Here is a 21,262-nt window from a genome sequence, read left to right on the forward strand (position 1 = left end):
GCCGGGGCGGGTCAGCCGCCGCTGAGGCCGTCGGGCCGCTCGGGAGAGGAACTGGTCAGCGGGACCGAACCGCCCCGCACCAGGTCGAGCTGGACCATCTGCCGCGGCAGCAGGGCGTCCAGCAGCCAGTTCCCCGCGATGCGGGCCCGGCCGCCCGGTACGGCCAGCAGGTGGTAGCCCCGGGTCACCGCCTTCGCCGGCAGGCCCGACAGCGGCAGGCCCAGCGGGTTCGCCGCGGCCTTGAGCCCGCCCAGGTCCACGACGAACCCCAGGTCGTTGTGCTTGTACGGCTTCCGCTCGGCGCGGCCGTAGGTGGCGGCGACGTTGCGGGCCACCTGCTTGCCCTGGCGGCTGGCGTGCTGGGCGGTCATCGGCGTGTACTTGCCGGGGTTGGTCAGGTCCGGCACCGCCGCCGCGTCGCCGCAGGCGAAGACCTCCGGGTGGCCGGGGACGTTCATGTACTCGTCCACCAGCAGCCGGCCCTTCTCGGTGGGCAGTCCCATGGACTCCACGAACGGGTCGGGCCGCACGCCCACGCACCAGATCAGCGAGCGGGTCGGCACGTGCTCCCCGTCGGACAGCTTGACCCCGTCGGCGTACGCCTCGGCCACGCTGGTGCCGGTGCGGATCTCCATGCCGCGCTCGGACAGGGTGCGCTGCGCGGTGTCCGACAGCCGCCGGTCCAGCTCCGGCAGGATGCGCGGGGCCAGGTCGGCCAGGATCCAGCGGATCGGCTGGTCGCGCAGGCCCGGCCGCCGCCGGACCGCGTCACGGGTGAGGAGCTGACCCTGGGCGGCCACCTCGGTCCCGGTGTACCCGGCGCCCACCACGACGAACGTGCAGCGCGCCCGGCGCTCCTCGGGGTCGTCGGAGGCGTCGGCCAGCTCGATCTGGCGGATCAGGTGGTCGCGCAGGTAGAGGGCCTCGGCGATGCTGCGGAAGCCGTGCGCGTGCTCGGCGACCCCGGGGACGGGCAGCAGCTTGTTGACGCTGCCGACGGCCAGGACCAGGCGGTCGTAGGACAGGTCGCGGTGGTCGCCCTCGGCGTCGACGCACGTCACCCGCCTGTTCTCGATGTCCACGGACTCGGCCGCGGCCAGCAGGTGCCGCACTCCCGGGCAGTTGCCCGCCAGCGGGATCGCCACCTTGCGCGGGTCGAGGACGCCCGCGGCGACCTCGGGCAGCAGCGGGAGATAGAGGAAGTAGTCGGTGGGGTTGACGAGGACGATCTCGATGGCTCCCCGGGCCATGCGGGCGAGGGTGCGTGCGGCGGTGAACCCCGCGAAACCGCCCCCCACGATGACGACTCTCTGCCTGTCGGCCATTTCCGATGGGTCCTTCCACGTCGTGGAACTGCTGTCCTAGCCGCGTGCCCTTTCTGGGCGCGGGCAAGCCTCCGCGCGGGAAAAGGCCGGGCCGCACGGGGCGGGCCGTACGGATGACGGGGCCGGTCGGAGGGCCGGGCCGTACGGGATCCGGCCGGGCCGGGGCGGCGGGCCGTTCGGGAGCGGGCCGGGCGGGTACCGGACCCGCATGAGCACAGAACACGCTTCGGGGCGCGGCGACCGCGAGGACGCCGAGGCGCGCCTGGCCTCCCTCGACCCCTTCGACATCTTCGACGCCGAGGCGGCCCGCCTGGACCGGTTCTTCTCCGGGCTCGACGCCGCGGGATGGGCCCGTCCCTCGCGGTGCGAGGGCTGGTCGGTGCGGGACGTCCTCGCGCACCTGGCCGGGGAGGAGATGTACAACCACGCCTGCCTGGACGACGACCTGGAGGGCTTCCGCGCGGCGCTCGGACGCGAGGGCGTCGGCGGCGGCTTCGACGGCTTCAACGAATGGTGCGTACGGCGCCGCCGCGACGTCCCCGTGGAGGAGGTGCTCGGCGAGTGGCGCCGGGCCAACGGGGAGACGCGCCGCCGCATGCGCGAACTCGGCCGCGACGCCGAACTGCCGACCATGGCCGGGCCGTACCCGGTGGGCCTGCAGGCGTTCCACTACGACTCCGAGTACGCCACCCACGCCGACGACGTCGGAGCGCCCGTGGGGGACGGCGAGAACGGCGGGCGCGCCCGGTGGCGGGCGGCGGTGGGCGCGTTCGTCCTCACCGAGCGGGACTCCCCGGTCCGGGCCGAGCCGGGCGGCGACCTGGTCGCGGTGCGGATGGACGGCCGGCGCGAGCGGCTGCCCGTGGCGGAGTTCGTGGACGCCACGGTCGGCAGGCTGCCCGAAGGGCGTCTCGACCCGGCGCTGCGGGACGCCCTGCGCTGCCTGGCCTGAGGAACCCGGGGCCCCGGGCCGTCCCGCGCCGCCTGGTCTGAGGAACCGGTGCCGCGGGACGGCCCGCGGCAGCGGGCCTGAGGAGTCCTCAGCCCCCGGTGACCTCTTCGACCAGTACGGCGGTGCCCTTCCTGAGCGTCACCTTGGCGCGGATCGCCTTGCGGGCGCCCAGCGCCTTCTTGAGCTGGTCCACGGTGCAGCGGTGCGGCGCCTTCCCCTTGTCGCAGATCCGGCCCCGCTGGTCGAGCACCTCGGCGTGCGGGCTGAGCGGGACGGACTGGGTGTCGCCGGCGCCGGTCAGCACGTCCAGGGTGTCCGGCTGCGCCGCGTTCAGGCCGAGGTCGCCGAGCAGGTAGACGGCCGGCTCCGCGTCGCCGGCGTCGTCGTCCCGGGCGGCCACGCCGGGGTCCTCCGTCGGCTTCCCGGGCGAGTCCGTCTCCCCGGAGTCGTCCGGGGCGGTGGGCTCGGCGGACGCGGAGGCCGAGGGCTCACTGGCCGGGGTGCTCTCCGCCGCGGCGGGAGAGGAGACCGCCGGGGACGGCGGGGGAGCGGCCGTGCCGCCGCCCGCCGAACAGGCGGTGAGCCCGGCGGCGAGTACGGCCGGCAGGAGGAAACGGGGCATCGTCAACGAACCGCTCATGGGGCGCAACGATCTCACGCCTCCCGGGGCGACGGCGAACTCACGCTCCGAGGCCGGCCGGCCGGCCGGCCGCGCCGCGCGGGGAGGCCGGGGCCGCCTCGCCGTACCGGTGCCGAGGGGTCCGCGCGCCCGGCGGCGGGTAACAGCATCACATGCCGGAAATCCTGCCCGAGGAGACGCTTCGGGAGGTCGTGAACCTGTTCGTCCGCCTCGTCGAGGCGGCCGGCGCGCTGGTCATCTTCTCCGGCGCGGCCGTGGCGTTCGTACGGTTCCTGCTGGCCGCGGTGGGACGGCGGGAGGGGCAGGGGTTCGTGGGCGTGCGCCTGTTCCTGGGGCGGTTCCTCGTCCTCGGACTGGAGTTCCAGCTTGCCGGGGACGTGCTGCGCACGGCCGTGGCGCCGAGCTTCGGCCAGATAGGCCAGCTCGCCGCGATCGCGACCATCCGGACGGCGCTGAACTTCTTCCTCGGCAAGGAGATCGAGCGGGAGGGGCGCGTGGTCGACGCCGGCCGGCCCGTCGCGTCCGGCGGCGCCGCCGGGGGGTCCGGCCGGTGAGGCACGGCGTCGCCGGTGCCGCCGGGACGGATCGGGGAGGACGGGGAGGCAGGGGTGGGGGAGATCGTCCAGGCCGCCGTCAACCTGATCGTCGCCGCCGGGGTGGTCGCCGCGCTGGCGGTTCTGCCCGCCGGCGGGCCCCGGGCCGCGGTCGCGGTGCTGCTGGACTTCCTCCTCGCCGCGGGACTGCTGCGCCTGTCGCAGGCGCAGACCTGGGCGGCGATCGTCACCGCGGCGCTCACGGTGGTGATCCGCAGGATCGCGGTCGCGGGTTTCTCCCGGCCGGTGCGACGATCCCCTCCGGCCGCCGGGACGCGCCGGGACTGACGGGCCTCCCCGGCCGAAACTCCATAGAGTGATGTTTGCGGCCCTTGATGGCCCTTTTCCCGGAATGTTCGTTTTGAGAAGCGCTGCTCTCGGTAGTTAAGTAACTACACCACGAGAGGCGACTCGATGATATTTCTCGGGATAAATGCGATTTTTCATGATCCGTCCGCCGCGTTGGTCGTGGACGGGGAAGTGGTCGCGGCGGCCGAGGAGGAACGCTTCAACCGGCGGAAGCACGGCAAGAGCCCGGTGCCGTTCTCGGCGTGGGAGCTGCCCGAGCAGGCGGCGGCCTGGTGCCTGGACCGCGCCGGGCTGCGCCCCGAGGACCTGGACGCGGTGGCCTACTCCTACGACCCCGACCTCGTGGTGCCCGGCGGGCCGGGCCAGGACGCCGGCTGGGAGGAGCTGCGCACCGCCTACGCCCGGCGCGCCCCGTCCTTCCTGGCCGCCGCGCTGCCCGGACTGGACGCGGCACGGGTGCGCTTCGTGCCCCACCACATCGCGCACGCCGCCTCCGCGGGCCTGGCCGCGCCGTTCACCGACTCGGCCGTCCTGGTCTGCGACGGCCGGGGCGAGGCGGTCTCCCACCTGGCCGGCGCCTACCGGAACGGCGCCCTGGAGATCCTCGCCGCCCAGGAGCTGCCGCACTCGCTCGGCCTGCTGTACGAGAGCCTGACCGCCCACCTGGGATTCCTGCGCTCCAGCGACGAGTACAAGGTGATGGCGCTCGCCTCCTACGGCCGCCCCCGGTTCCTGCCCGAGCTGCGCACCCTCGTCCACCCCACCGGGGACGGCGGGTTCCGCACCGAGCCGGTGGACTGGAGCGCCTTCGCCAAGCCCCTGCGCCCGCACCGCGAGTGGACGGGCGAGCACGCAGACCTCGCCGCGAGCGTCCAGGCCAGGCTGGAGGAGGTGCTGGTGGACCTGGCGCGGTGGCTGCACGGCCGCACCGGGCTGCGGACGCTGACGATGGCCGGCGGGGTGGCGCTGAACTGCGTGGCCAACACCCGCATCAGCGAGGCCACCCCGTTCGAGCGGGTCTGGGTGCAGCCGGCCGCCGGGGACGCCGGCACCGCGCTGGGCGGCGCGCTGCACCTGGCCGCGGCGGCGGGGGAGCCGGCCGCGCCCATGCCGGGCGCGGATCTGGGCCGGTCCTGGAGCGAGGCGGAGCTGGCGGCCTGGCTGCGGACGGCGAACGTCTCCTGCGAGCGGCCGGCGGACCTGGCCGCGGCGGTGGCCGGCGAGCTGGCCGCCGACCGGATCGTGGCGTGGTTCCAGGGCCGCAGCGAGTACGGCCCCCGCGCGCTGGGGCACCGGTCCCTGCTGGCGCATCCGGGGCACGTGGCCAACACCGAGCGGCTCAACGACGTCAAGGGCCGCGAGCGGTTCCGTCCGATCGCGCCGATGGTGCTGGCCGAGCGGGCGGGGCGGATCTTCAGCCGGGGACCGGTGCCGAGCCCGTACATGCTGTTCGTCCACGACGTGGCGCCCGAGTGGCGCGGCCGGATCCCGGCGGTGGTCCACGTGGACGGTACCGCCCGCGTCCAGACCGTCGAGCGGGAGAGCGAGCCGCTGCTGGCGCGGCTGCTGGAGGAGTTCGAGGCGCGGACCGGGCTGCCGGTGCTGGTCAACACCAGCCTGAACACCGCGGGCCGCCCGATGGTCGACGATCCGCGGGACGCGCTGGAGTGCTTCGGGTCGGCTCCGGTGGACGTGCTGGCCCTGGGACCGTTCCTGGTGCGCCGGGCGGGGGCGTTCACCGCATGATCACCGTGGTGGTCCCGACCACGGGCCGGCCGAGCCTCGCCGCGACGCTCGCCGCGCTGGACCCTGGCCTGGACGTCATCGTCGTCGACGACCGCCCGGCGGGCGCCGGCACCGCACCCCTGCCGGTGCCGGACGGGGTGCGGACGGTGCGCTCGGGCGGCAGGGGGCCGGCCGCCGCCCGCAACGCCGGCTGGCGGGCCGCGGACACCCCCTGGATCGCCTTCCTGGACGACGACGTGATCCCCGCCCCCGGCTGGGCGAAGACGCTCCACGCCGACCTGGGCGGCCTGCCGGCCGAGGTGGCGGGCAGTCAGGGCCGCATCCACGTGCCGCCGCCCGAGGGCGGGCGGCCCACCGACGACGAGCGCGCCACCGCCGGACTCGCCCGCTCCCGCTGGATCACCGCCGACATGGCCTACCGGCGGGAGGCGCTGGAGCGGGTCGGCGGATTCGACGAGCGCTTCCCGCGCGCCTACCGCGAGGACGCCGACCTGGCGCTGCGGGTGACGGCCGCCGGCTACCGCCTGGTCAGGGGCGAGCGCGTCACCAGCCATCCGTTCCGTGACGACGGGCCGTGGGCGAGCGTGCGACGCCAGCGCGGCAACGCCGACGACGCGCTGATGCGCCGCCTGCACGGCCCGGCCTGGAGGATGGCCGTCGGCGGCGGCCCGGGACGGCTGCGCCGCCACGCGCTGATCACCTGCCTCGGCGGACTGGCGGTCCTCGCGGGCGCGCTGCCCGTGATCGCCGGTCCCGGCGCGCCGGCCCGCGGCCGGGCGTCCGGGCCGGTACGGGGCCGAGGCCGGGCGGCCGGACCGGTGCGGAACCGCGGACTGCCGGGCGTCCCAGGACGGGCGCATGGCCGGCGGGTCCGCAATCCGGTCCTCCCGGAACGGGGCCGGGGTCCGGCACGCGCGCTGGCCAGGGGGGTCGCGGCGGCGGCCGGGACTGGCTGGCTGGCGCTGACCGTCGAGTTCGCCTGGGCCAGGATCGCCCCGGGGCCGCGCACCCCCGCCGAGATCGGCCGGATGCTGCTCACCAGCGTCCTCATCCCACCGGCGGCCTGCGCGCACCGGCTGCGCGGCGAGTTGCGGGTCCGGCTGTGGCGGGCCCCGTGAACGGCCCGGCGAGCAGCCCGGTGGACGGCTCCGTGAACGGCGCGGTGAACAGCCTGGTGGACGGCGCGGTGAACGGCGCGGTGAACGGCGGCGCGGCCCGCCCCGCGCCCGCCGTGACCCGCGCCCCGGCCCGTTCCGCGAACGGCGCTCCGGCCGGAACCGTCCTGATCGTCCGCCTCGACAACGCCGGTGACGTGCTGCTCGCCGGTCCGGCCGTCCGCGCCGTGGCGGCGTCGGCCCGCCGGGTGGTGCTGCTGGCCGGGCCTGACGGCCGGGCCGCGGCCGAGCTGCTGCCCGGCGTGGACCGCGTGCTGGAATGGCGGGCCCCGTGGATCGACCCCGACCCGCGGCCGGTGACCGGCTCGCACGTCGTCGGCCTGCTCCGGCTCGTCCGGGAGGCCGCCCCCGACCAGGCGCTCATCCTCACCTCCTTCCACCAGTCGTCACTGCCGCCGGCGCTGCTGCTGCGGCTGGCCGGGGTCCCCCGGATCGCCGCGATCAGCGAGGACTACCCCGGCTCGCTGCTGGACGTCCGTCACATCGTGGACGAGACCGTGGACGTGCCCGAACCCGAGCGGATGCTCGCGGTGGCCCGCGCCGCCGGTTTCCGCCCGCCGCCCGGCGACGACGGCCGGCTCGCCGTACGGCGTCCGCTGCCGCCGGTCGGGCACCTCGCCGGGCCGCCCGGCTACGTCGTGGTCCACCCCGGGACCTCCGCGCCGGCCCGGGCCTGGCCGGAGGGCCACTGCGCCGAGGCGGTCCGGGAACTGGTCCGCGCGGGCCGGCGGGTCGTCGTCACCGGCGGGCCCGGCGAGTGCGAGCTGACCCGGCGGGTGGCGGGCGGCGCCGGGCACGCCGGGACGGACGGCTCCGGCGCGGAAAAGGCCGTCCCGGGCGCCGCGGAGGCCGTCCGGGACCTCGGAGGCCGGACGTCCCTCGCCGAACTGGCCGCCGTGCTCGCCGGGGCGAGCGCGGTCGTGGTGGCCAACACCGGCCCCGCCCACCTGGCGGCGGCGGTCGGCACGCCGGTGGTCACCCTGTTCGCCCCGGTGGTCCCGGCGGCCCGCTGGGCCCCGTACGGCGTGCCGTCGGTGCTGCTCGGCGACCAGGACGCCCCGTGCGCGGGGAGCAGGGCCCGCGTCTGCCCGGTCCCCGGCCACCCGTGCCTGTCGTCGGTGTCACCGGCGCGGGTCGCCGAGGCCGTCGGCCGCCTGGCGTCCGTGAGGGAGACCGTGTCGTGAGGGCGCCCGCGGGAGGGAGCGTCCGTGAGGGAGGCGGCGTCGTGGGTGCGCCCGCGGGAGGGAGCGTCCGTGAGGGAGGCCGTGCCGTGAGGGCGCCCGCGAGGACCGTGACCTGAAGGCGTCCGCGTGGAAGTCAGTGGCATGAGGCGTGAAGGAGATCGTGTCATGAGGATCGCCCTGGTGTCGGAGCACGCCGACCCCCTCGCGGCCGTCGGCGGAGTGGACGCGGGCGGGCAGAACGTCCACGTCGCCGCCCTGGCGGCCGCCCTCGCCGAGCGGGGCCACGAGGTGGTCGTCCACACCCGCCGCACCGCGTCCGGCCAGCCGGAGCAGGTCTCCGCGGGACCCGGGCTGACCGTCGAGCACGTCCCGGCCGGGCCCGCCGAGGACCTGCCCAAGGACGAGCTGCTGCCGTACATGCCCGCCTTCGGCGCCCATCTGGCGCGTCGCTGGGCCGGACGGCCACCCGACGTGGTCCACGCCCACTTCTGGATGAGCGGGCTGGCCGCCCTCGCCGCGGCGCGGGACCTCGGGGTGCCGGTCGTGCAGACCTTCCACGCCCTGGGGGTGGTCAAGCGGCGCTGGCAGGGCCCGGCCGACACCAGTCCGCCGGGACGCGTCGCCGCCGAGGCCGACATCGCGCGCCGGGCGCACGCGATCGTGGCGACCTGCCGCGACGAGGTGAGCGAGCTGCTGCGCATGGGCGTCGGCCACGAGCGGATCGCCGTGGTGCCGTGCGGGGTGGACCTGGAGCTGTTCCGCCCCGACGGGCCGGTCGCCCCGCGCGGCCCATCGCCCCGGGTGCTCTGCGTCAGCCGCATGGTGCCCCGCAAGGGGCTGGACACCGTCGTGCGGGCGCTGTCCCGGCTGCCGGACGCCGAACTGCTCGTCGTCGGCGGCACGCCGCGCGACGACGAGGCGGTACGGCTGACCGGCCTGGCCGCGGCCTGCGGGCTGACCGGCCGGGTCCACCTGCTGGGCAGCGTCGGCCGCGCCGAGGTGCCGGCGCTGATGCGCTCGGCGGACGTGCTGGTGACCGTGCCGTGGTACGAGCCGTTCGGGATGGTCCCGGTCGAGGCGATGGCCTGCGGCGTGCCGGTGGTCGCCTCCTCCGTCGGCGGCCACCTGGACACCGTCGCCGGCTGCGGCGTGCTGGTGCCGCCCCGCGACCCGCGCGCCCTGTCGCGGGCCCTGCTCGACGTGCTGGACCGGCCCGAGCTGCGCGCGGCCCTCGCCGAGGCGGGCCGGCGGAGAGCCGTCACCCGGTACGGCTGGCCGCGGGTGGCGGCCCGCACCGAGTCGGTCTACCTGGACGTCCTCGCCGAGCGCGGGGCCCGGGTCGCCGTGGCGGGGGGATGACCGTGCACCCGCACCTGACCCGTCTGCGCGCCGCGCTGCGCGCGGTGGACGCCGAGGCGGCGACGATCTCCGTCTGGGGCCGCAAGCTCGCGGCCGTGCTGTGCGGCGGCGGCCGGCTGCTGGCCTGCGGAAACGGCGGCTCGGCTGCCGAGGCTCAGCACCTGACGGCCGAGCTGGTCGGCCGCTACCGCTCCGACCGGGAGCCGTACGCGGCGATCCCGCTGCACGCCGACACCTCGGCGGTGACCGCGATCGGCAACGACTTCGGCGCCGAGGAGGTCTACGCCCGCCAGGTGCGGGCGCACGGCCGGCCCGGCGACGTGCTGATGTGCCTGTCCACCAGCGGGCGCAGCCCGAACGTGCTCGCGGCGGCGCGCGCCGCCCGCCGGACGGGCATCACGGCCTGGGCGCTGACCGGCCCGGCGCCCAACCCGCTGGCCGTGCTGTGCGACGAGGTCCTGGCGGTGCCCGCCGGGGACACCGCGACGGTGCAGGAGGTGCACCTCGCGGTGATCCACATGCTCTGCGACGCGGTGGAGGGCGCGATGGAGGAGGTGACCGGATGAGCACGGGCCCGATCGTCGTCATCGGGGACACCCTGCTGGACGTGGACGTCGAGGGCGACGCCGAGAGGCTGTGCCCCGACGCCCCCGTGCCGGTCGTGGCGGGCGGCCGCGAGCACCGCCGCCCCGGCGGGGCGGGACTCGCCGCGGTGCTGGCCGCCGAGGGCGGCGCCGAGGTGGTCCTGGTCGCCGCCTTCGGCGACGACCACCCCGGCCGCTGCCTGCTGGGCCTGCTGGCCGGCCGGGTCGAGGTGGTACGGCTGCCGCTGCAGGGCACCACGGTCACCAAGACCCGGGTGCGGGCCAGGGGCCAGACCATGCTGCGCGTCGACACCGGCGACGGCCGGGCGGACCCGGCCCTCGACATCCGCCGGGCCGGGCAGGTCGAGTCGCTGCTCCGCGGCGCGGGAGCGGTCCTGGTGTCCGACTACGGCCGCGGCGTCGCCGAGGTCCTGGGCCCCTGCCTGCGCCGGGCGGCCGGGCCGCTGGTGTGGGACCCGCATCCGCGGGGGCCGCTGCCCCCGCCCGGCTGCACGCTGGTCACCCCGAGCGAGTCCGAGGCCCGGACGCTGAGCGCCCAGCCGCGGCTGTCGCCCGACCGGATGGCCCGCCACCTCGTCCGCGCGCTGCGCGCCGAGGCGGTGGCCGTCACGCTGGGCGGGGAGGGCGCCGTGCTGGCCCGGCGGGGCGGCAGGTCCACCCGGATTCCACCGCCGGTGTGCTCGGCGGGCCCGGACGCCTGCGGCGCGGGCGACCGGTTCTCCGGGGCCGCCGCGCTCGCGCTGGCCTCCGGCGTCCCGGTGGAGGAGGCCGTCGGGACCGGCGTCGCCGAGGCCGCCCGGTTCGTGGAGAACGGCGGGGCGGCGGCGGTGCGGACGCCCGCGCCCGCGCCCGGGGACCGGCCGCGCACCGCCCTGGAGGTGGCCGAGGTGGTCCGGGCCACCGGCGGACGGCTGATCGCCACCGGCGGCTGCTTCGACCTGCTGCACGCCGGTCACGTCAGCCTGCTGCGCCGGGCCCGTGCGCTGGGCGACGCGCTGATCGTGTGCGTCAACTCCGACGCCTCGGTGCGGCGGCTGAAGGGCCCGGGGCGGCCCGTGGTCGGCCAGCGGGACCGGGTGGAGGTGCTGCGCGCGCTGCAGTGCGTCGACGCCGTGGCCGTGTTCGACGAGGACACCCCGGCGGCGATGATCGAACGGCTCCGCCCCGACGTGTGGGTCAAGGGCGGCGACTACACGGCGCCGGACCTGCCGGAGGCCGAGACCGTGCGCCGGACCGGGGGAGAGAGCGTGATCCTCCCGCTGGTGTCCGGAAGGTCCACGACCGGTCTGATCGAGGCCGCGAGGGCGGCCAGGCGATGCGAGGGGGAACATCCATGCTGGGAAACATCCTGATCACCGGCGGATCGTCCGGGCTGGGCAGGGCGGTGGCCGAGGCCGTGGCCAAGGAGGGCGGGCGGCCGCTGGTCGTCGACGTCCGCCCGCCCGCCGGCGGCGTGGACCACGTCCTCGCCGACGTGGCGGACCGCGACCGGGTGGAGCGGGCGGTGACCGAGCTGGCCGGGAGGGCCGGCGGTCTCGACGGGGTCGTCACCGCCGCGGGCATCGACGCCTGCGGCCGCCTCGCGGACGTGCCCGCCGCCGCGTGGGAGAAGGTCGTCGCGGTCAACCTGCTCGGCACCGCCGCCACGATCCGCGCGGCCCTGCCCCACCTGACCGCCTCGGGCGGCCGGATCGTCACCTGCGCCTCCACCCTGGGACTGCGCGCCCTCAGCGACGCCACCGCCTACTGCGCCTCCAAGTTCGGCGTGGTCGGCCTCACCCGTGCCCTGGCCGCCGAACTCGCCGGACGGGTCGGCGTCACCCTGCTCGTCCCCGGCGGCATGCGCACCCACTTCTTCGACGACCGTCCGGACCGGTACAGGCCCGGCCCCGACGCGGGACTCAACCAGCCCGAGGACGTCGCCGCCGTCGTGGTCTTCGCCCTGTCCCAGCCGGCCGGCTGTGAGATCCGCGAGCTCGTCGTCTGCCCCGCCACGGAGACCTCATGGCCGTGACCGGCGGAACCGCCCGGTGGACCCGGTGGACCCGGTGGACGCCGTGAACCCGGCGGGCGCGGCGGACACCGGGACGGGCCTGCCCGCCCCCGGAAGGGCCTCCGGCGGCCCCGCCGGGAGCGGGCGGCCGGTCATGGTCGTGCTGCGCGGCCTCGGCCTGGGCGACCTGCTCACCGCCGTGCCCGCACTGCGGGCCCTGCGCCGCGCCTTTCCCGGCCACCGCGTCACCTTGGCCGCCCCCGCCCCGCTGGCCGGTCTGCTGCCCCTCATCGGCGCCTGCGACGACCTGCTCGACGTCAGCGGGCCGGGCCCCGTCCCCCTGCGCCGTCCCGACGTGGCCGTCAACCTCCACGGCCGTGGCCCGCAGAGCGCCGCCGCCCTGCTGGCCACCCGTCCCGCCCGGCTGATCGGCCACGCCCGCCCCGGCCTGCCCGGCCCTCCCTGGCCCGCCCAGGTGCACGAACGCGTCCGCTGGTGCGACCTGCTGACCTGGCACGGCATCCCCGCCGACCCCGCCGACCTGACGCTGACGCCGCCGTCCGCGGGCTCCGGCGCTCCGGCGCGGGAGTCTCACTCCGGCCCGGCCCCCGTCCTCGTCCACCCCGGAGCCGCCCGCTCCGCCCGGCGCTGGCCGCCGGACCGCTTCGCCATGGTCGCCGCCGCGCTGCGCCGCGCCGGACACGACGTGCTCGTCACCGGGGGCGCCGCCGAACGCGGTCTCGCCCTGCGGGTGGCCGCCGTGGCCGGCCTGCCGGACGAGGCGGTGACGGCGGGCCGTACGGACGTCACAGGGCTGGCCGCGCTGGTGGCACGGGCCCGCCTCGTCGTCTGCGGGGACACGGGCGTGGCGCACCTGGCGAGCGCGTTCGGCACGCCCTCGGTCGTGCTGTTCGGGCCGACGCCTCCCGAGCTGTGGGGGCCGCCCCCGGGGCCCCATGTGGCCCTGTGGGCCGGTGTCCCCGGTGACCCGCACGCCGGCCGTCCCGGCCCCGGCCTGCTGAGAATCGGCGTCGAAGAGGTCCTCGGCGCCGCGACCGACCTGCTGGAGGTGACCGTCCGATGAACATCCGACGCGCAGTGGTCACCGGAGGCGCCGGCTTCCTCGGCTCCTACCTGTGCGAACGCCTGCTGGCCCGTGGTGCCGCCGTGATCTGCATGGACAACTTCCTGACCGGCTCGCCGCGCAACGTCGACCACCTCCTGGGCCGTCCCGCCTTCCGCCTGCTGGAATGCGACCTGACCGGGTTCGTCCACGTCCCCGGCGACGTCGACCTCGTCCTGCACCTGGCGTCGGCCGCCTCCCCGGCCGACTACCTGCGTCACCCCATAGAGACCCTCAAGGTCGGCAGCCTGGGCACCCTGCACGCCCTGGGTCTGGCCCGGGAGAAGAACGCCCGCTTCGTCCTGGCCTCCACCAGCGAGGTCTACGGCGACCCCCAGCAGCACCCGCAGACGGAGTCCTACTGGGGCAACGTCAACCCCGTCGGTCCCCGCAGCGTCTACGACGAGGCCAAACGCTTCGCCGAGTCCCTCACCACCGCCTACCGCGACACCCACGGCGCCGACACCGGCATCGTGCGGATCTTCAACACCTACGGCCCGCGCATGCGGCCCCACGACGGCCGCGCCATCCCCACCTTCATCCGCCAGGCCCTGCGCGGCGAACCCCTCACCGTCACCGGCGACGGCTCCCAGACCCGGTCCATCTGCTACGTCGACGACACCGTCGAGGGCATCCTCGCCCTGGCCGACAGCGATTTCCCCGGCCCGGTCAACATCGGCAACCCCACCGAGATCACCATGCTCGACCTGGCCCGCACCGTCATCGAGCTGACCGGCTCGTCCTCCGGGATCCGCTTCATCGACCGCCCCGCCGACGACCCGGCCGTGCGCCGCCCCGACACCACCCTGGCCTCGGCCCGCCTGGGCTGGCGGGCCGAGGTCGGCGTCACCGACGGCCTGCGCCGCACCATCGCCTGGTTCGAGACCGAACTCCGCCGCACCGAGGAACTGGTCGGCTGACAGCCGTCCATGAGGGGTTTCAGGGGGCTGACTCCCAGATGGTCTCGCCGTCCTCGGTGGCGGGGGTCGGGGTGAGGCCCGCGCGGCGGGCCACGGCCGCGGAGGCGGTGTGGGCGGGGTGGACTGCGGCGGCGAAGGAGCGCACGCCGCGCTCCCGCAGCCAGGCGACCATGGCGGTCGCGGCCTCGGTCGCCACGCCGCGGCCCTGCCACGGGGTGCCGACGACCCAGGCCACCCAGGCCCGGCCGGAGGTCACGGTGGCCTGGACGTAGCCGGCCAGGCGGCCGGTCTCCGTCACGCGGATCACCCAGTTGAGCCAGAGGTCGTCACCGCCGGCCGGCCCGGCGATCATGCGGGCGTAGCGGTCCCGCAGCTCCCCGGCGGTCGAGGGGGAGCCGCCGGTGAACTCGTGCAGGGCGGGGTCGTCCAGCGCCTCGGCCATCTCGGCGGCGTGTTCGACCGCCAGCGGGAGGAGGGTGAGGCGCGCGGTCTCGATCGGTTCGGCGTCCATGAGCGGCGAGTGTCCCACGGTCCGTGCCCGCCGGTCGATCGGAATGCCGCCCGGATCCGGGACGCCACGCGGACGGCCGCCGCCCGGCCGTGATCCGCCCGGCACGGCCGATCAGGCGCCGCCGATCAGGCACGATCGATCAGGGACGGCCGGTCAGGGACGGCCGGTCAGGGACGGCCGGCCGCGTGCTCGGCCGCGCCGGGGGCCAGGACGTGCTCGATGACCATGACGGCGGCGCCGACCACCCCGGCCCGGTCTCCCAGGTCGCTGGCGGTGATCGTCAGGTGCTGGGTGGCCAGGGGCAGGGACCTGCTGTAGATGACCTCGCGCAGACCGGCGAGGATCTGCTCCCCGGCCTCGGCCATGTCGCCGCCGACCACGATCACCGAGGGGTTGAAGAAGTTCACGATCGAGGCGAGGACCTCGCCGATCTCGCGGCCGGCCTGGCGGATGAGCTGGACGGCCCGGGTGTTGCCGCTCCGGACGAGCCGGACGATGTCGCGCCCCCCGGTCGCCTCCACTCCGGCGTCGCGCAGCCGGGCCGCCACGGCCGCGCCGCTCGCCACGGCCTCCAGGCAGCCGCGGTTGCCGCAGCGGCAGACGACGTCGAGGACGGGGGAGACCTGGATGTGGCCGATGTCGCCAGCCGCGCCCTGGGCGCCCCGGTGCAGGCGGCGGTCGCTGATGATGCCGCAGCCGATCCCGGTGCCGACCTTGACGAAGATGAGGTGGTCGGCCTCGGGGCGGGCGGCCCAGTGCTCGCCGAGGGCCATGATGTTGACGTCGTTGTCCACCAGGACGGGCGCGCCCAGCCGTTCCCCGAGCCACTCCGGGACGGGGAAGCCGTCCCAGCCCGGCATTATCGGCGGGTTGACCGGCCGTCCGGAGCTGTGCTCCACCGGACCGGGCAGGCCGACCCCGATGCCGCAGACCTCCTCGACGGTGTGGCCGCTCTCGGCGAGCAGTTCCTCGAAGGTCCGCTGGAGCCAGCGGAGCGTCTCCTCGGGGCCGCGGTCTATCGGCACCTCCGCGGCGTGCTCGGCGAGGATCTCTGTGCCGAGGTCGGTGACCGCGACCCGGGCGTGGGTCGCGCCGAGGTCGGCGGCGAGGACGACGCGGGCCGAGCGGTTGAAGGTGAAGGCGACGGCCGGGCGGCCCCCGGAGGAGATGGCCTCCTCGGTCGGGACGACCCACCGCTGGCTCACCAGCGCGTCGAGGCGCTGCCCGAGCGTCGATCTCGCCAGGCCGGTGAGCTGCACCAGCTCCGCCCGGGTGCGGGCCCGACCGTCGCGCAGGATCTTCAGCAGCGCCCCCGCGCCCGCGTCGGGTCCGTTCGCCTCGCTCGGCATGCGCACAGTCAACACTCCTCGTTCACGCGTGGCCACGGCGACTTAGGCCAGCTCTTCCGGTCATTATGCCCAAATGATCGCTACTTTTGTACGGCTGTCGCCATAAGCGGGGCGCTATGCGACCCGTACGGCGGGCCGGGAGACGACGGTGATCTACCGGCCCGTTCTGTTCGGGGAGACGCCGCGAGGCGCGGGAGAACAGGGCTTCCCCGGAGCCGGTGACCGAGGGTGACGGAAACGGCTCCGCCGGTCATTCTCCGCCACCGGATGGTGGGTCGGCCGGGCCGATGGTTTTCCCCTTTCCTGGGAAGGGCGGTGATTTCCGTTCCGGCCCGGGTGGAATCCCAGTTGTACGCCGTCTCCGTGCCGGCCGGGACACCCGGGTGGCCGGTCCGGCGCCCCGTCGGCCCGGGTGCCGCCCGGGCGTGACCGATCGGACCTGGGGGTCACATGATCAGGATCAGGTACGCTCTCGCCGCCGGCGCCGTGGCGGGCTCCGGCCTCGTCGTCCCCGCCGCGCTGGCGGCGCAGCCCGCCACGGCGGACACGGCCGCCCGCGTCGCCGTCGAACAGCCCTTCCAGGGGTACGACGACGGCGACGACGGTGGCGGCGGCGGGTACGGCAACCGCGGCTGGAACGACGACGACGGCTACGACGACTGACGACGTGCTCCTCGCGACCGCGCGGCCGGTCCGGCCGGCCGCGCGGTCCCCGCGCCGGAAGGCGTCGGCCGAGCCGTCCCCGCGCCGAAGGGCCCCGGGCGGGCGGTCCCCGCGTCAGGTGGCGCCGGGCGGGCGCGGGACCCGGCGGAAGAAGGCCGCCACCGCGTAGGGGTCGACCGGGTCGGTCAGCAGCGCCAGCATCTCCTCCCGGCGCTCCGGCGCCACCTTGAACGGGTGGCCGAACACCCGCGGCCCCCGGCCGTCGCCCAGCAGCCGGGTCAGCATCAGGTCTCCGGGCACGGCCTGGCGCGACAGCAGCTCGTCGGTCACCGTGACCGTCCCGGTCCCCCCGGACCCGGAGTCGCGCAGGGCGACCTCCTCCCCCTCGACCTCCAGGACCTCCCACAGGCGCAGCGGCGTGCGCCGCCAGGACTCCAGCAGCTCCACCTCGTCGTCGCGCAGCCACACGCCCCGCGCGTCCAGGAACTCTCCCGCCACGTCGTTCTCGAACAGGGCGAGGTCGGCCAGGGCGGGCTCGGCCACCCGGACGCTCAGCGCCACCAGGTCGTCGGTCAGCCGGCGGCGGGCCGGGCGGGCGCCGTACACGGCGAGCTGCCGGAACAGGTGCTCCGCCCGCGCGGGCAGCGGGTCGCCGGGGTCGGTGCGGCAGGCGGCGTACTCGGCCGCGTCCCGCTCGGCCGGGGCGAGGCCGGGCGCCAGGGACAGCGCCTCCCCGACGAGCCCGGACGCCTCGAACGACCGTCCCTCGCCCTCGGCGGACCTGGCGGCCAGCAGCAGCGCCGTCGGCTCGGTGCGGGGGAGCGCCTCCAGCACCCGGGCGGAGAGGGGCTCGCGCTCGACCTCGTCGGCGATCCGCTCCAGCACCTCCGGCGAGCGCGACAGGTACGTGACGGCCCTCGACAGGTCGGCCCCCTCGTCGTAGGTGCGCAGCGCGCTGCGCGACAGGGTCAGCCGCATGATGTCCAGCGGCGACAGGCCCGCGACCGACCCGGGGTCCCAGGGGGTGCCCACGACGCCCACCCGGCCGCCCCGCACCTCCAGCGAGGCCCCCCGCAGCAGCGGGGCCAGCGGCGGCAGCGGGTCGGCGAAGGTGTCCGGCGCCCTGGCCAGCAGCTCCAGCACCGCCGCGTCGATCGGGACGCCGGGGGAGGGGTCGATCCCCTCGGCGAAGCCGCGCAGCGCGTCGAGCGCCCGCTCGCCGAACTCCTGGACGACGAGCATCGCCCGGTCGGCGGGGAAGGCGTCGAGCTTCACGACGGACGGCTCCAGCCGGCCGTCGCGCAGGCGCAGCGCGACGACGTCCTCTGCCGCCACGTCCGCCAGCCAGCCCGCGGGCCCGGCCAGGAACGGCTCGCCCTCCTCGGTCACGGTGCGCACCCGGCCGCCGCCGGTCAGCGGCAGCCCCTCGCCGTCGGCCAGCCGCGCCCACAGCCGCAGGTCGTCTGAGGCCGCCAGCCGGCCGGCCGCCAGTTCGGCCCGGGTGGCCAGGTGTGTCAGCACCGTGCCCTCGCACAGCGTCAGAACCTCGCTCATCCGACCATTGTGGTCGACGGCGGTCGGGGCCGTGACGCGCCCCGTCAGGGACTGGTGCCGAAGCGCGGGTTGCGGCTCAGCCAGGAGGCGTAGCGGGCGTTGCGCCGTACCGCGTCGGCGTGGGCCGACTTGGCGTGCTCGGCGACCGAGTCCGCGACCCGCGCGGTGCCCGCCTCCGGGTGCCAGCCGAGGATATGCCGCCAGCGCAGCGGCGCGCCGGCGAGCGGCACCGTGGTCAGCCCCGGGGTCGGCTGGAAGGTCGCCTGGCACAGTACGGCGGCGCGGCCGACGGAGGCCAGGTGCAGGCACGTGGCCACGTCGGTCTCGTAGATGGTCAGGGGAGTGAAGCCGGCGCGGGCGCAGGCGGCGGCGAAGCAGTCGCCGAAGCAGCCGTCGCCGGGGGTGACGGCCCACCGCTCGCCGGCCAGTTCGGAGAGCTCCGCCTCCTCGCGCCCGGCGAGCGGGTGGTCCTCGCTGAGCAGCACGAAGACGGGGTCCAGCCCGATCGTCTGCCACATCACCGGCCCCTCCAGGGGCGGCGGGCTCTCGCCGCAGGCACCGACGACCGCGAAGTCGATGCGGCCGAGCGTGACCATCGTGGCGAGTTCCCTGGCCGACCAGGAGGTGCAGGTGCTGACCGGCGTGGAGGGCCACTCTCCGGCCAGCCGGTCGACCAGGCCGCCCAGGATCGGCCCGTTGGTGGCGCCCAGGCGGTAACTGGGCGCGGCGCCGCCGGTGTTGGCGAACCGCACCGCCTCCTCCTGGAGTTCGCGGGCGGCGGGCAGCAGCACCTTCGCCCTGGCCAGCACCAGTTCCCCGAGAGGCGTGGGCCGCGCGCCGGTGTGGTCGCGCCGGAACAGGGCTCCCCCGAGTCCTCGCTCTATCCGCTTGAGCTGGGCGGTCAGCGCCGGCTGGGCCAGCCCGAGGTGGGTGGCGGCCTTGGTGACGCTCCCGGCCTCGGCGACCGCGCGCACGATCCTGAGGTGTCGAAGCTCGAGGTCCATACCGGGAAGGTAAAGCGGCGGCGGTATGCCCGCAATGTAGCCGAGTCATGAAATCTGACGGAATTTGGTGAAATCAAGTGACGGGCGAGGTCGTTCGTGCGGCACGGCGGAGACGAACGGGAGGTGAGGGAGGGCGGTGACGGGGTAGGCGAGTCCCCATGACGATGGGAATCGACCCCAAGGACCTCTCCGAGGAAGACCTGTTCCGCGAGCTGCGGCACATGCACGAGACGCGGACCGAGACGCTCCTGCACGGATCCGACGACGCGCTGGCGAACCACACCACGCGGACCGGGGAGCTTGAGCAGGAGTACCTGCGCCGCCACCCCGAGCGGGACGTCGATCCGGAGCGGCTGCGCGAGGGCGCCCGGCAGCGGTAGCCGTCGCCCGCCGCCGGTGACCGTACGGCCGGTCGCGATGGCCGTCGTCCGGCGGTGACCGTACGGCCGGCCCCGCCGCGGACGCGCGTCCGCGGCGGGGACCGGTGGCGTGCCCGGCCCCCGGCCCCTTCGCAGAACTTTCGTCCATACGGCTCAGCGGTCTTCCGCCGCGCCCGATCCGCGCCTACTTTCGAGGCAGGATCCGGCCCGCGGGAGGCTTCTGTGCGCGTGCGGCGATGGAAGGCGCTCTGCCTCGTGGTCGCCTGGTCGGCCCTGGCCGCGGCGGCAGTCCCGGCGGGCCCGGCCGCGGCGGCGCGGAGCGCGGACGACATGGGCCGGGACGTCTCCACGGCGGTCTACGTCGTCGACAACTACTGGCGGACCCACTGGTCGCGGTTCTTCACCGGGAAGTACGTCCCCCCGGCCGTGTACGGCGGCTACCGCAGGGGCGTGAAGAAGCCGCCGCTGTGCGGCGGCCGGCGTCTCGGCTACGACAACGCCTGGTACTGCATCGAGGACGACTTCATCGCCTGGGACCTCGACCTCATGGCGCAGGGCTACCGCATCGGCGACGCGTGGGTGTACCTCGTCGTCGCCCACGAGTGGGGGCACGCCGTGCAGGCGCGGCTGCGCGACTCGCTGGTGATGTCCACCTACGAGCTCCAGGCCGACTGCCTGGCCGGCGCCGTGCTGTACGGCGCCGCGGCCGACGGCGTGCTGCGGTTCGAGCGGGGCGACGTGGAGGAGATCGCCGAGATCCACCGGAGGCTGGGCGACGAGACGTCCTGGACCGACGTGACCGACCACGGCACCGCCGCCCAGCGCACCTCCTCCTTCAACCGCGGCGCTAGGTACGGCGTGCGCGGCTGCCTGCCCTGACGCCGCGCCGCCGTACGGCCCGTCCTCCCGGCCCGGGGAATCCGGCCCGGGGAATCCGGCCCGGGGGACCCGGCCCGGGGGACCCGGCTCGGGGGACCCGGCTCGGCCGGCCGTACGGCGGGGGCGTCCCTCACCCCTTCAGGCCGGAGCGGGAGATGCCCTCGATCACCCAGCGCTGGGCGGCGAGGTAGATGACGATCACCGGGGCGCTGGCGATCACCGCGCCGGCCATCAGCAGGTCGTAGCGGACGCTGTTGGCGCTCTGGAAGTTGCCCAGGCCGGCGGGCAGGGTCAGCGACTCCGGGCTGAGCAGCACGTACAGCGGCCACAGGAAGTCGTTCCAGTTCGTCAGGAACGACAGCAGGAACAGCGTCACCAGCGCGGGGCGGGCCAGCGGCAGCGCGATGGAGGTGAAGATCTGCCACCGGTTGCAGCCGTCCAGCTCCGCGGCCTCCTCCAGCTCCCCGGGCAGCGTGATGAAGAACTGCCGCAGGAAGAACACCCCGAACGCGCCGGCCGCGGCCGGGACGATCACCGCGGGCAGGCTGTCCACCCACGCCAGCTCGTTGACGATCAGGAAGTTGGGGATCAGCAGCACCACCGGCGGCACGAACAGCGTGGCCACGATCGTCCCGAAGAGCAGGTTCCGGCCGCGGAAGCGGAGCCGGGCCAGCGCGTAGGCGGCGGGCGTGGCGGTGACCAGGACGAGCACCGCGTGCCCGGTGGCGGCGGCCAGGCTGTTGAGGAACCAGCGCATCGCCGGGCTGTCGGCGCTGCCGAGGATCTCCCGGTAGGCGTCGATCGTGACCGGGGAGGGGATCCACTGCGGCTCCGTCGAGCCGGCGGCCTCGCGGGTCTTGAAAGAGGTGACGACCATGTAGACGAGCGGGCTCAGGTAGAGCGCCGCGATCACCGCCAGGACCAGGTGCAGCAGCGTACGGCGCAGCCGGCGGATGTCCCCGGTCACGGCTTCCTCCCCTTCGCGGAGATCGTGGGAC

At 75.9% G+C, this 21,262-nt stretch carries 21 protein-coding genes and 1 pseudogene; 15 read left to right on the forward strand and 7 right to left on the reverse strand.

Translation table 11 applies throughout. The features are described 5' to 3' along the window. Nucleotides 1–11 precede the first annotated feature (11 nt). Complete coding sequence (locus tag AB0D67_RS01385; protein WP_362928573.1) at nt 12–1,325, reverse strand: NAD(P)/FAD-dependent oxidoreductase; 1,314 nt, start codon at nt 1,323–1,325, stop codon at nt 12–14. Between the two features lie 208 nt (nt 1,326–1,533). Here AB0D67_RS01385 and AB0D67_RS01390 point away from each other — a divergent pair, with 208 nt between their 5' ends. After that, complete coding sequence (locus AB0D67_RS01390; RefSeq protein ID WP_362928575.1) at nt 1,534–2,277, forward strand: maleylpyruvate isomerase family mycothiol-dependent enzyme; 744 nt, start codon at nt 1,534–1,536, stop codon at nt 2,275–2,277. Between the two features lie 88 nt (nt 2,278–2,365). Here AB0D67_RS01390 and AB0D67_RS01395 read toward each other — a convergent pair whose 3' ends face one another. Beyond that, nucleotides 2,366–2,917 carry a hypothetical protein gene (locus tag AB0D67_RS01395; RefSeq protein WP_362928577.1) on the reverse strand — a complete coding sequence of 184 codons (552 nt, stop codon included), beginning with the start codon at nt 2,915–2,917 and terminating at the stop codon, nt 2,366–2,368. 152 nt (nt 2,918–3,069) lie between these two features. Here AB0D67_RS01395 and AB0D67_RS01400 point away from each other — a divergent pair, with 152 nt between their 5' ends. From AB0D67_RS01400 to AB0D67_RS01450, 11 genes and pseudogenes are all read left to right on the forward strand, one after another. Further along, nucleotides 3,070–3,471: a DUF1622 domain-containing protein gene (locus AB0D67_RS01400; protein WP_362928579.1), complete on the forward strand. Its 402-nt coding sequence runs from the start codon at nt 3,070–3,072 to the stop codon at nt 3,469–3,471. A gap of 54 nt (nt 3,472–3,525) precedes the next feature. After that, entirely contained in the window at nt 3,526–3,798 is a 273-nt protein-coding gene (locus tag AB0D67_RS01405) for a hypothetical protein (RefSeq protein ID WP_362928581.1), read from the forward strand. A 126-nt stretch (nt 3,799–3,924) separates the two neighbouring features. Beyond that, the gene (locus AB0D67_RS01410) at nt 3,925–5,565 is read left to right on the forward strand and encodes a carbamoyltransferase C-terminal domain-containing protein (protein ID WP_362928583.1); all 1,641 of its coding nucleotides are present in this window, start codon (nt 3,925–3,927) and stop codon (nt 5,563–5,565) included. Further along, nucleotides 5,562–6,659, forward strand: a pseudogene (locus AB0D67_RS01415) (glycosyltransferase); the annotation flags it as partial. The gene AB0D67_RS01410 and the pseudogene AB0D67_RS01415, both read left to right, overlap by 4 nt. Before the next feature lie 137 nt (nt 6,660–6,796). Further along, a complete protein-coding gene (locus AB0D67_RS01420; protein WP_362928760.1) occupies nt 6,797–7,924 on the forward strand; it encodes a glycosyltransferase family 9 protein in 1,128 nt (375 codons plus the stop codon). A 165-nt stretch (nt 7,925–8,089) separates the two neighbouring features. After that, a complete protein-coding gene (locus tag AB0D67_RS01425) occupies nt 8,090–9,283 on the forward strand; it encodes a glycosyltransferase (protein ID WP_362928585.1) in 1,194 nt (397 codons plus the stop codon). Nucleotides 9,284–9,285: 2 nt separating this feature from the next. Continuing rightward, the gene (locus AB0D67_RS01430) at nt 9,286–9,849 is read left to right on the forward strand and encodes an SIS domain-containing protein (protein ID WP_362928762.1); all 564 of its coding nucleotides are present in this window, start codon (nt 9,286–9,288) and stop codon (nt 9,847–9,849) included. Continuing rightward, nucleotides 9,846–11,240 (forward strand): D-glycero-beta-D-manno-heptose 1-phosphate adenylyltransferase, encoded by a 1,395-nt coding sequence (rfaE2, locus tag AB0D67_RS01435; protein WP_362928587.1) that lies wholly within the window; start codon nt 9,846–9,848, stop codon nt 11,238–11,240. Before AB0D67_RS01430 ends, rfaE2 begins: the two co-directional genes overlap by 4 nt. Further along, complete coding sequence (locus AB0D67_RS01440; RefSeq protein WP_362928589.1) at nt 11,222–11,902, forward strand: SDR family oxidoreductase; 681 nt, start codon at nt 11,222–11,224, stop codon at nt 11,900–11,902. The genes rfaE2 and AB0D67_RS01440 overlap by 19 nt, the downstream gene beginning before the upstream one ends. A gap of 16 nt (nt 11,903–11,918) precedes the next feature. Further along, nucleotides 11,919–12,965 (forward strand): glycosyltransferase family 9 protein, encoded by a 1,047-nt coding sequence (locus AB0D67_RS01445; RefSeq protein ID WP_362928591.1) that lies wholly within the window; start codon nt 11,919–11,921, stop codon nt 12,963–12,965. Further along, entirely contained in the window at nt 12,962–13,924 is a 963-nt protein-coding gene (locus AB0D67_RS01450) for a UDP-glucuronic acid decarboxylase family protein (protein ID WP_362928593.1), read from the forward strand. The genes AB0D67_RS01445 and AB0D67_RS01450 overlap by 4 nt, the downstream gene beginning before the upstream one ends. A gap of 19 nt (nt 13,925–13,943) precedes the next feature. Here AB0D67_RS01450 and AB0D67_RS01455 read toward each other — a convergent pair whose 3' ends face one another. Together AB0D67_RS01455 and AB0D67_RS01460 are read right to left on the reverse strand one after the other, a co-directional pair. After that, nucleotides 13,944–14,435, reverse strand: coding sequence for a GNAT family N-acetyltransferase (locus AB0D67_RS01455; protein ID WP_362928596.1), 492 nt, complete (start codon nt 14,433–14,435; stop codon nt 13,944–13,946). A gap of 167 nt (nt 14,436–14,602) precedes the next feature. Then, nucleotides 14,603–15,784 carry an ROK family protein gene (locus AB0D67_RS01460; protein ID WP_362928764.1) on the reverse strand — a complete coding sequence of 394 codons (1,182 nt, stop codon included), beginning with the start codon at nt 15,782–15,784 and terminating at the stop codon, nt 14,603–14,605. Nucleotides 15,785–16,234: 450 nt separating this feature from the next. On the opposite strand from AB0D67_RS01460, the gene AB0D67_RS01465 reads away from it, so the two are divergent. After that, entirely contained in the window at nt 16,235–16,447 is a 213-nt protein-coding gene (locus AB0D67_RS01465) for a DNA primase (protein ID WP_362928598.1), read from the forward strand. 114 nt (nt 16,448–16,561) lie between these two features. Here the strand turns inward: AB0D67_RS01465 and AB0D67_RS01470 are convergent, their stop codons facing one another. Both AB0D67_RS01470 and AB0D67_RS01475 read right to left on the reverse strand, forming a co-directional pair. Further along, complete coding sequence (locus AB0D67_RS01470) at nt 16,562–18,001, reverse strand: hypothetical protein (RefSeq protein ID WP_362928600.1); 1,440 nt, start codon at nt 17,999–18,001, stop codon at nt 16,562–16,564. A gap of 44 nt (nt 18,002–18,045) precedes the next feature. Further along, nucleotides 18,046–19,005 (reverse strand): LysR family transcriptional regulator, encoded by a 960-nt coding sequence (locus AB0D67_RS01475; protein WP_362928602.1) that lies wholly within the window; start codon nt 19,003–19,005, stop codon nt 18,046–18,048. 158 nt (nt 19,006–19,163) lie between these two features. Between AB0D67_RS01475 and AB0D67_RS01480 the strand changes: the two genes are divergently transcribed. Both AB0D67_RS01480 and AB0D67_RS01485 read left to right on the forward strand, forming a co-directional pair. Beyond that, nucleotides 19,164–19,385: a DUF6158 family protein gene (locus tag AB0D67_RS01480; protein WP_362928604.1), complete on the forward strand. Its 222-nt coding sequence runs from the start codon at nt 19,164–19,166 to the stop codon at nt 19,383–19,385. Nucleotides 19,386–19,607: 222 nt separating this feature from the next. Further along, complete coding sequence (locus AB0D67_RS01485; RefSeq protein ID WP_362928606.1) at nt 19,608–20,264, forward strand: neutral zinc metallopeptidase; 657 nt, start codon at nt 19,608–19,610, stop codon at nt 20,262–20,264. Nucleotides 20,265–20,394: 130 nt separating this feature from the next. Here AB0D67_RS01485 and AB0D67_RS01490 read toward each other — a convergent pair whose 3' ends face one another. After that, nucleotides 20,395–21,231 (reverse strand): carbohydrate ABC transporter permease, encoded by an 837-nt coding sequence (locus AB0D67_RS01490; protein ID WP_362928608.1) that lies wholly within the window; start codon nt 21,229–21,231, stop codon nt 20,395–20,397. Nucleotides 21,232–21,262 lie beyond the last annotated feature (31 nt).

Origin of the sequence: Streptosporangium sp. NPDC048047, from assembly GCF_040653115.1 — a bacterium.
Taxonomy (GTDB): Bacteria; Actinomycetota; Actinomycetes; order Streptosporangiales; family Streptosporangiaceae; genus Streptosporangium.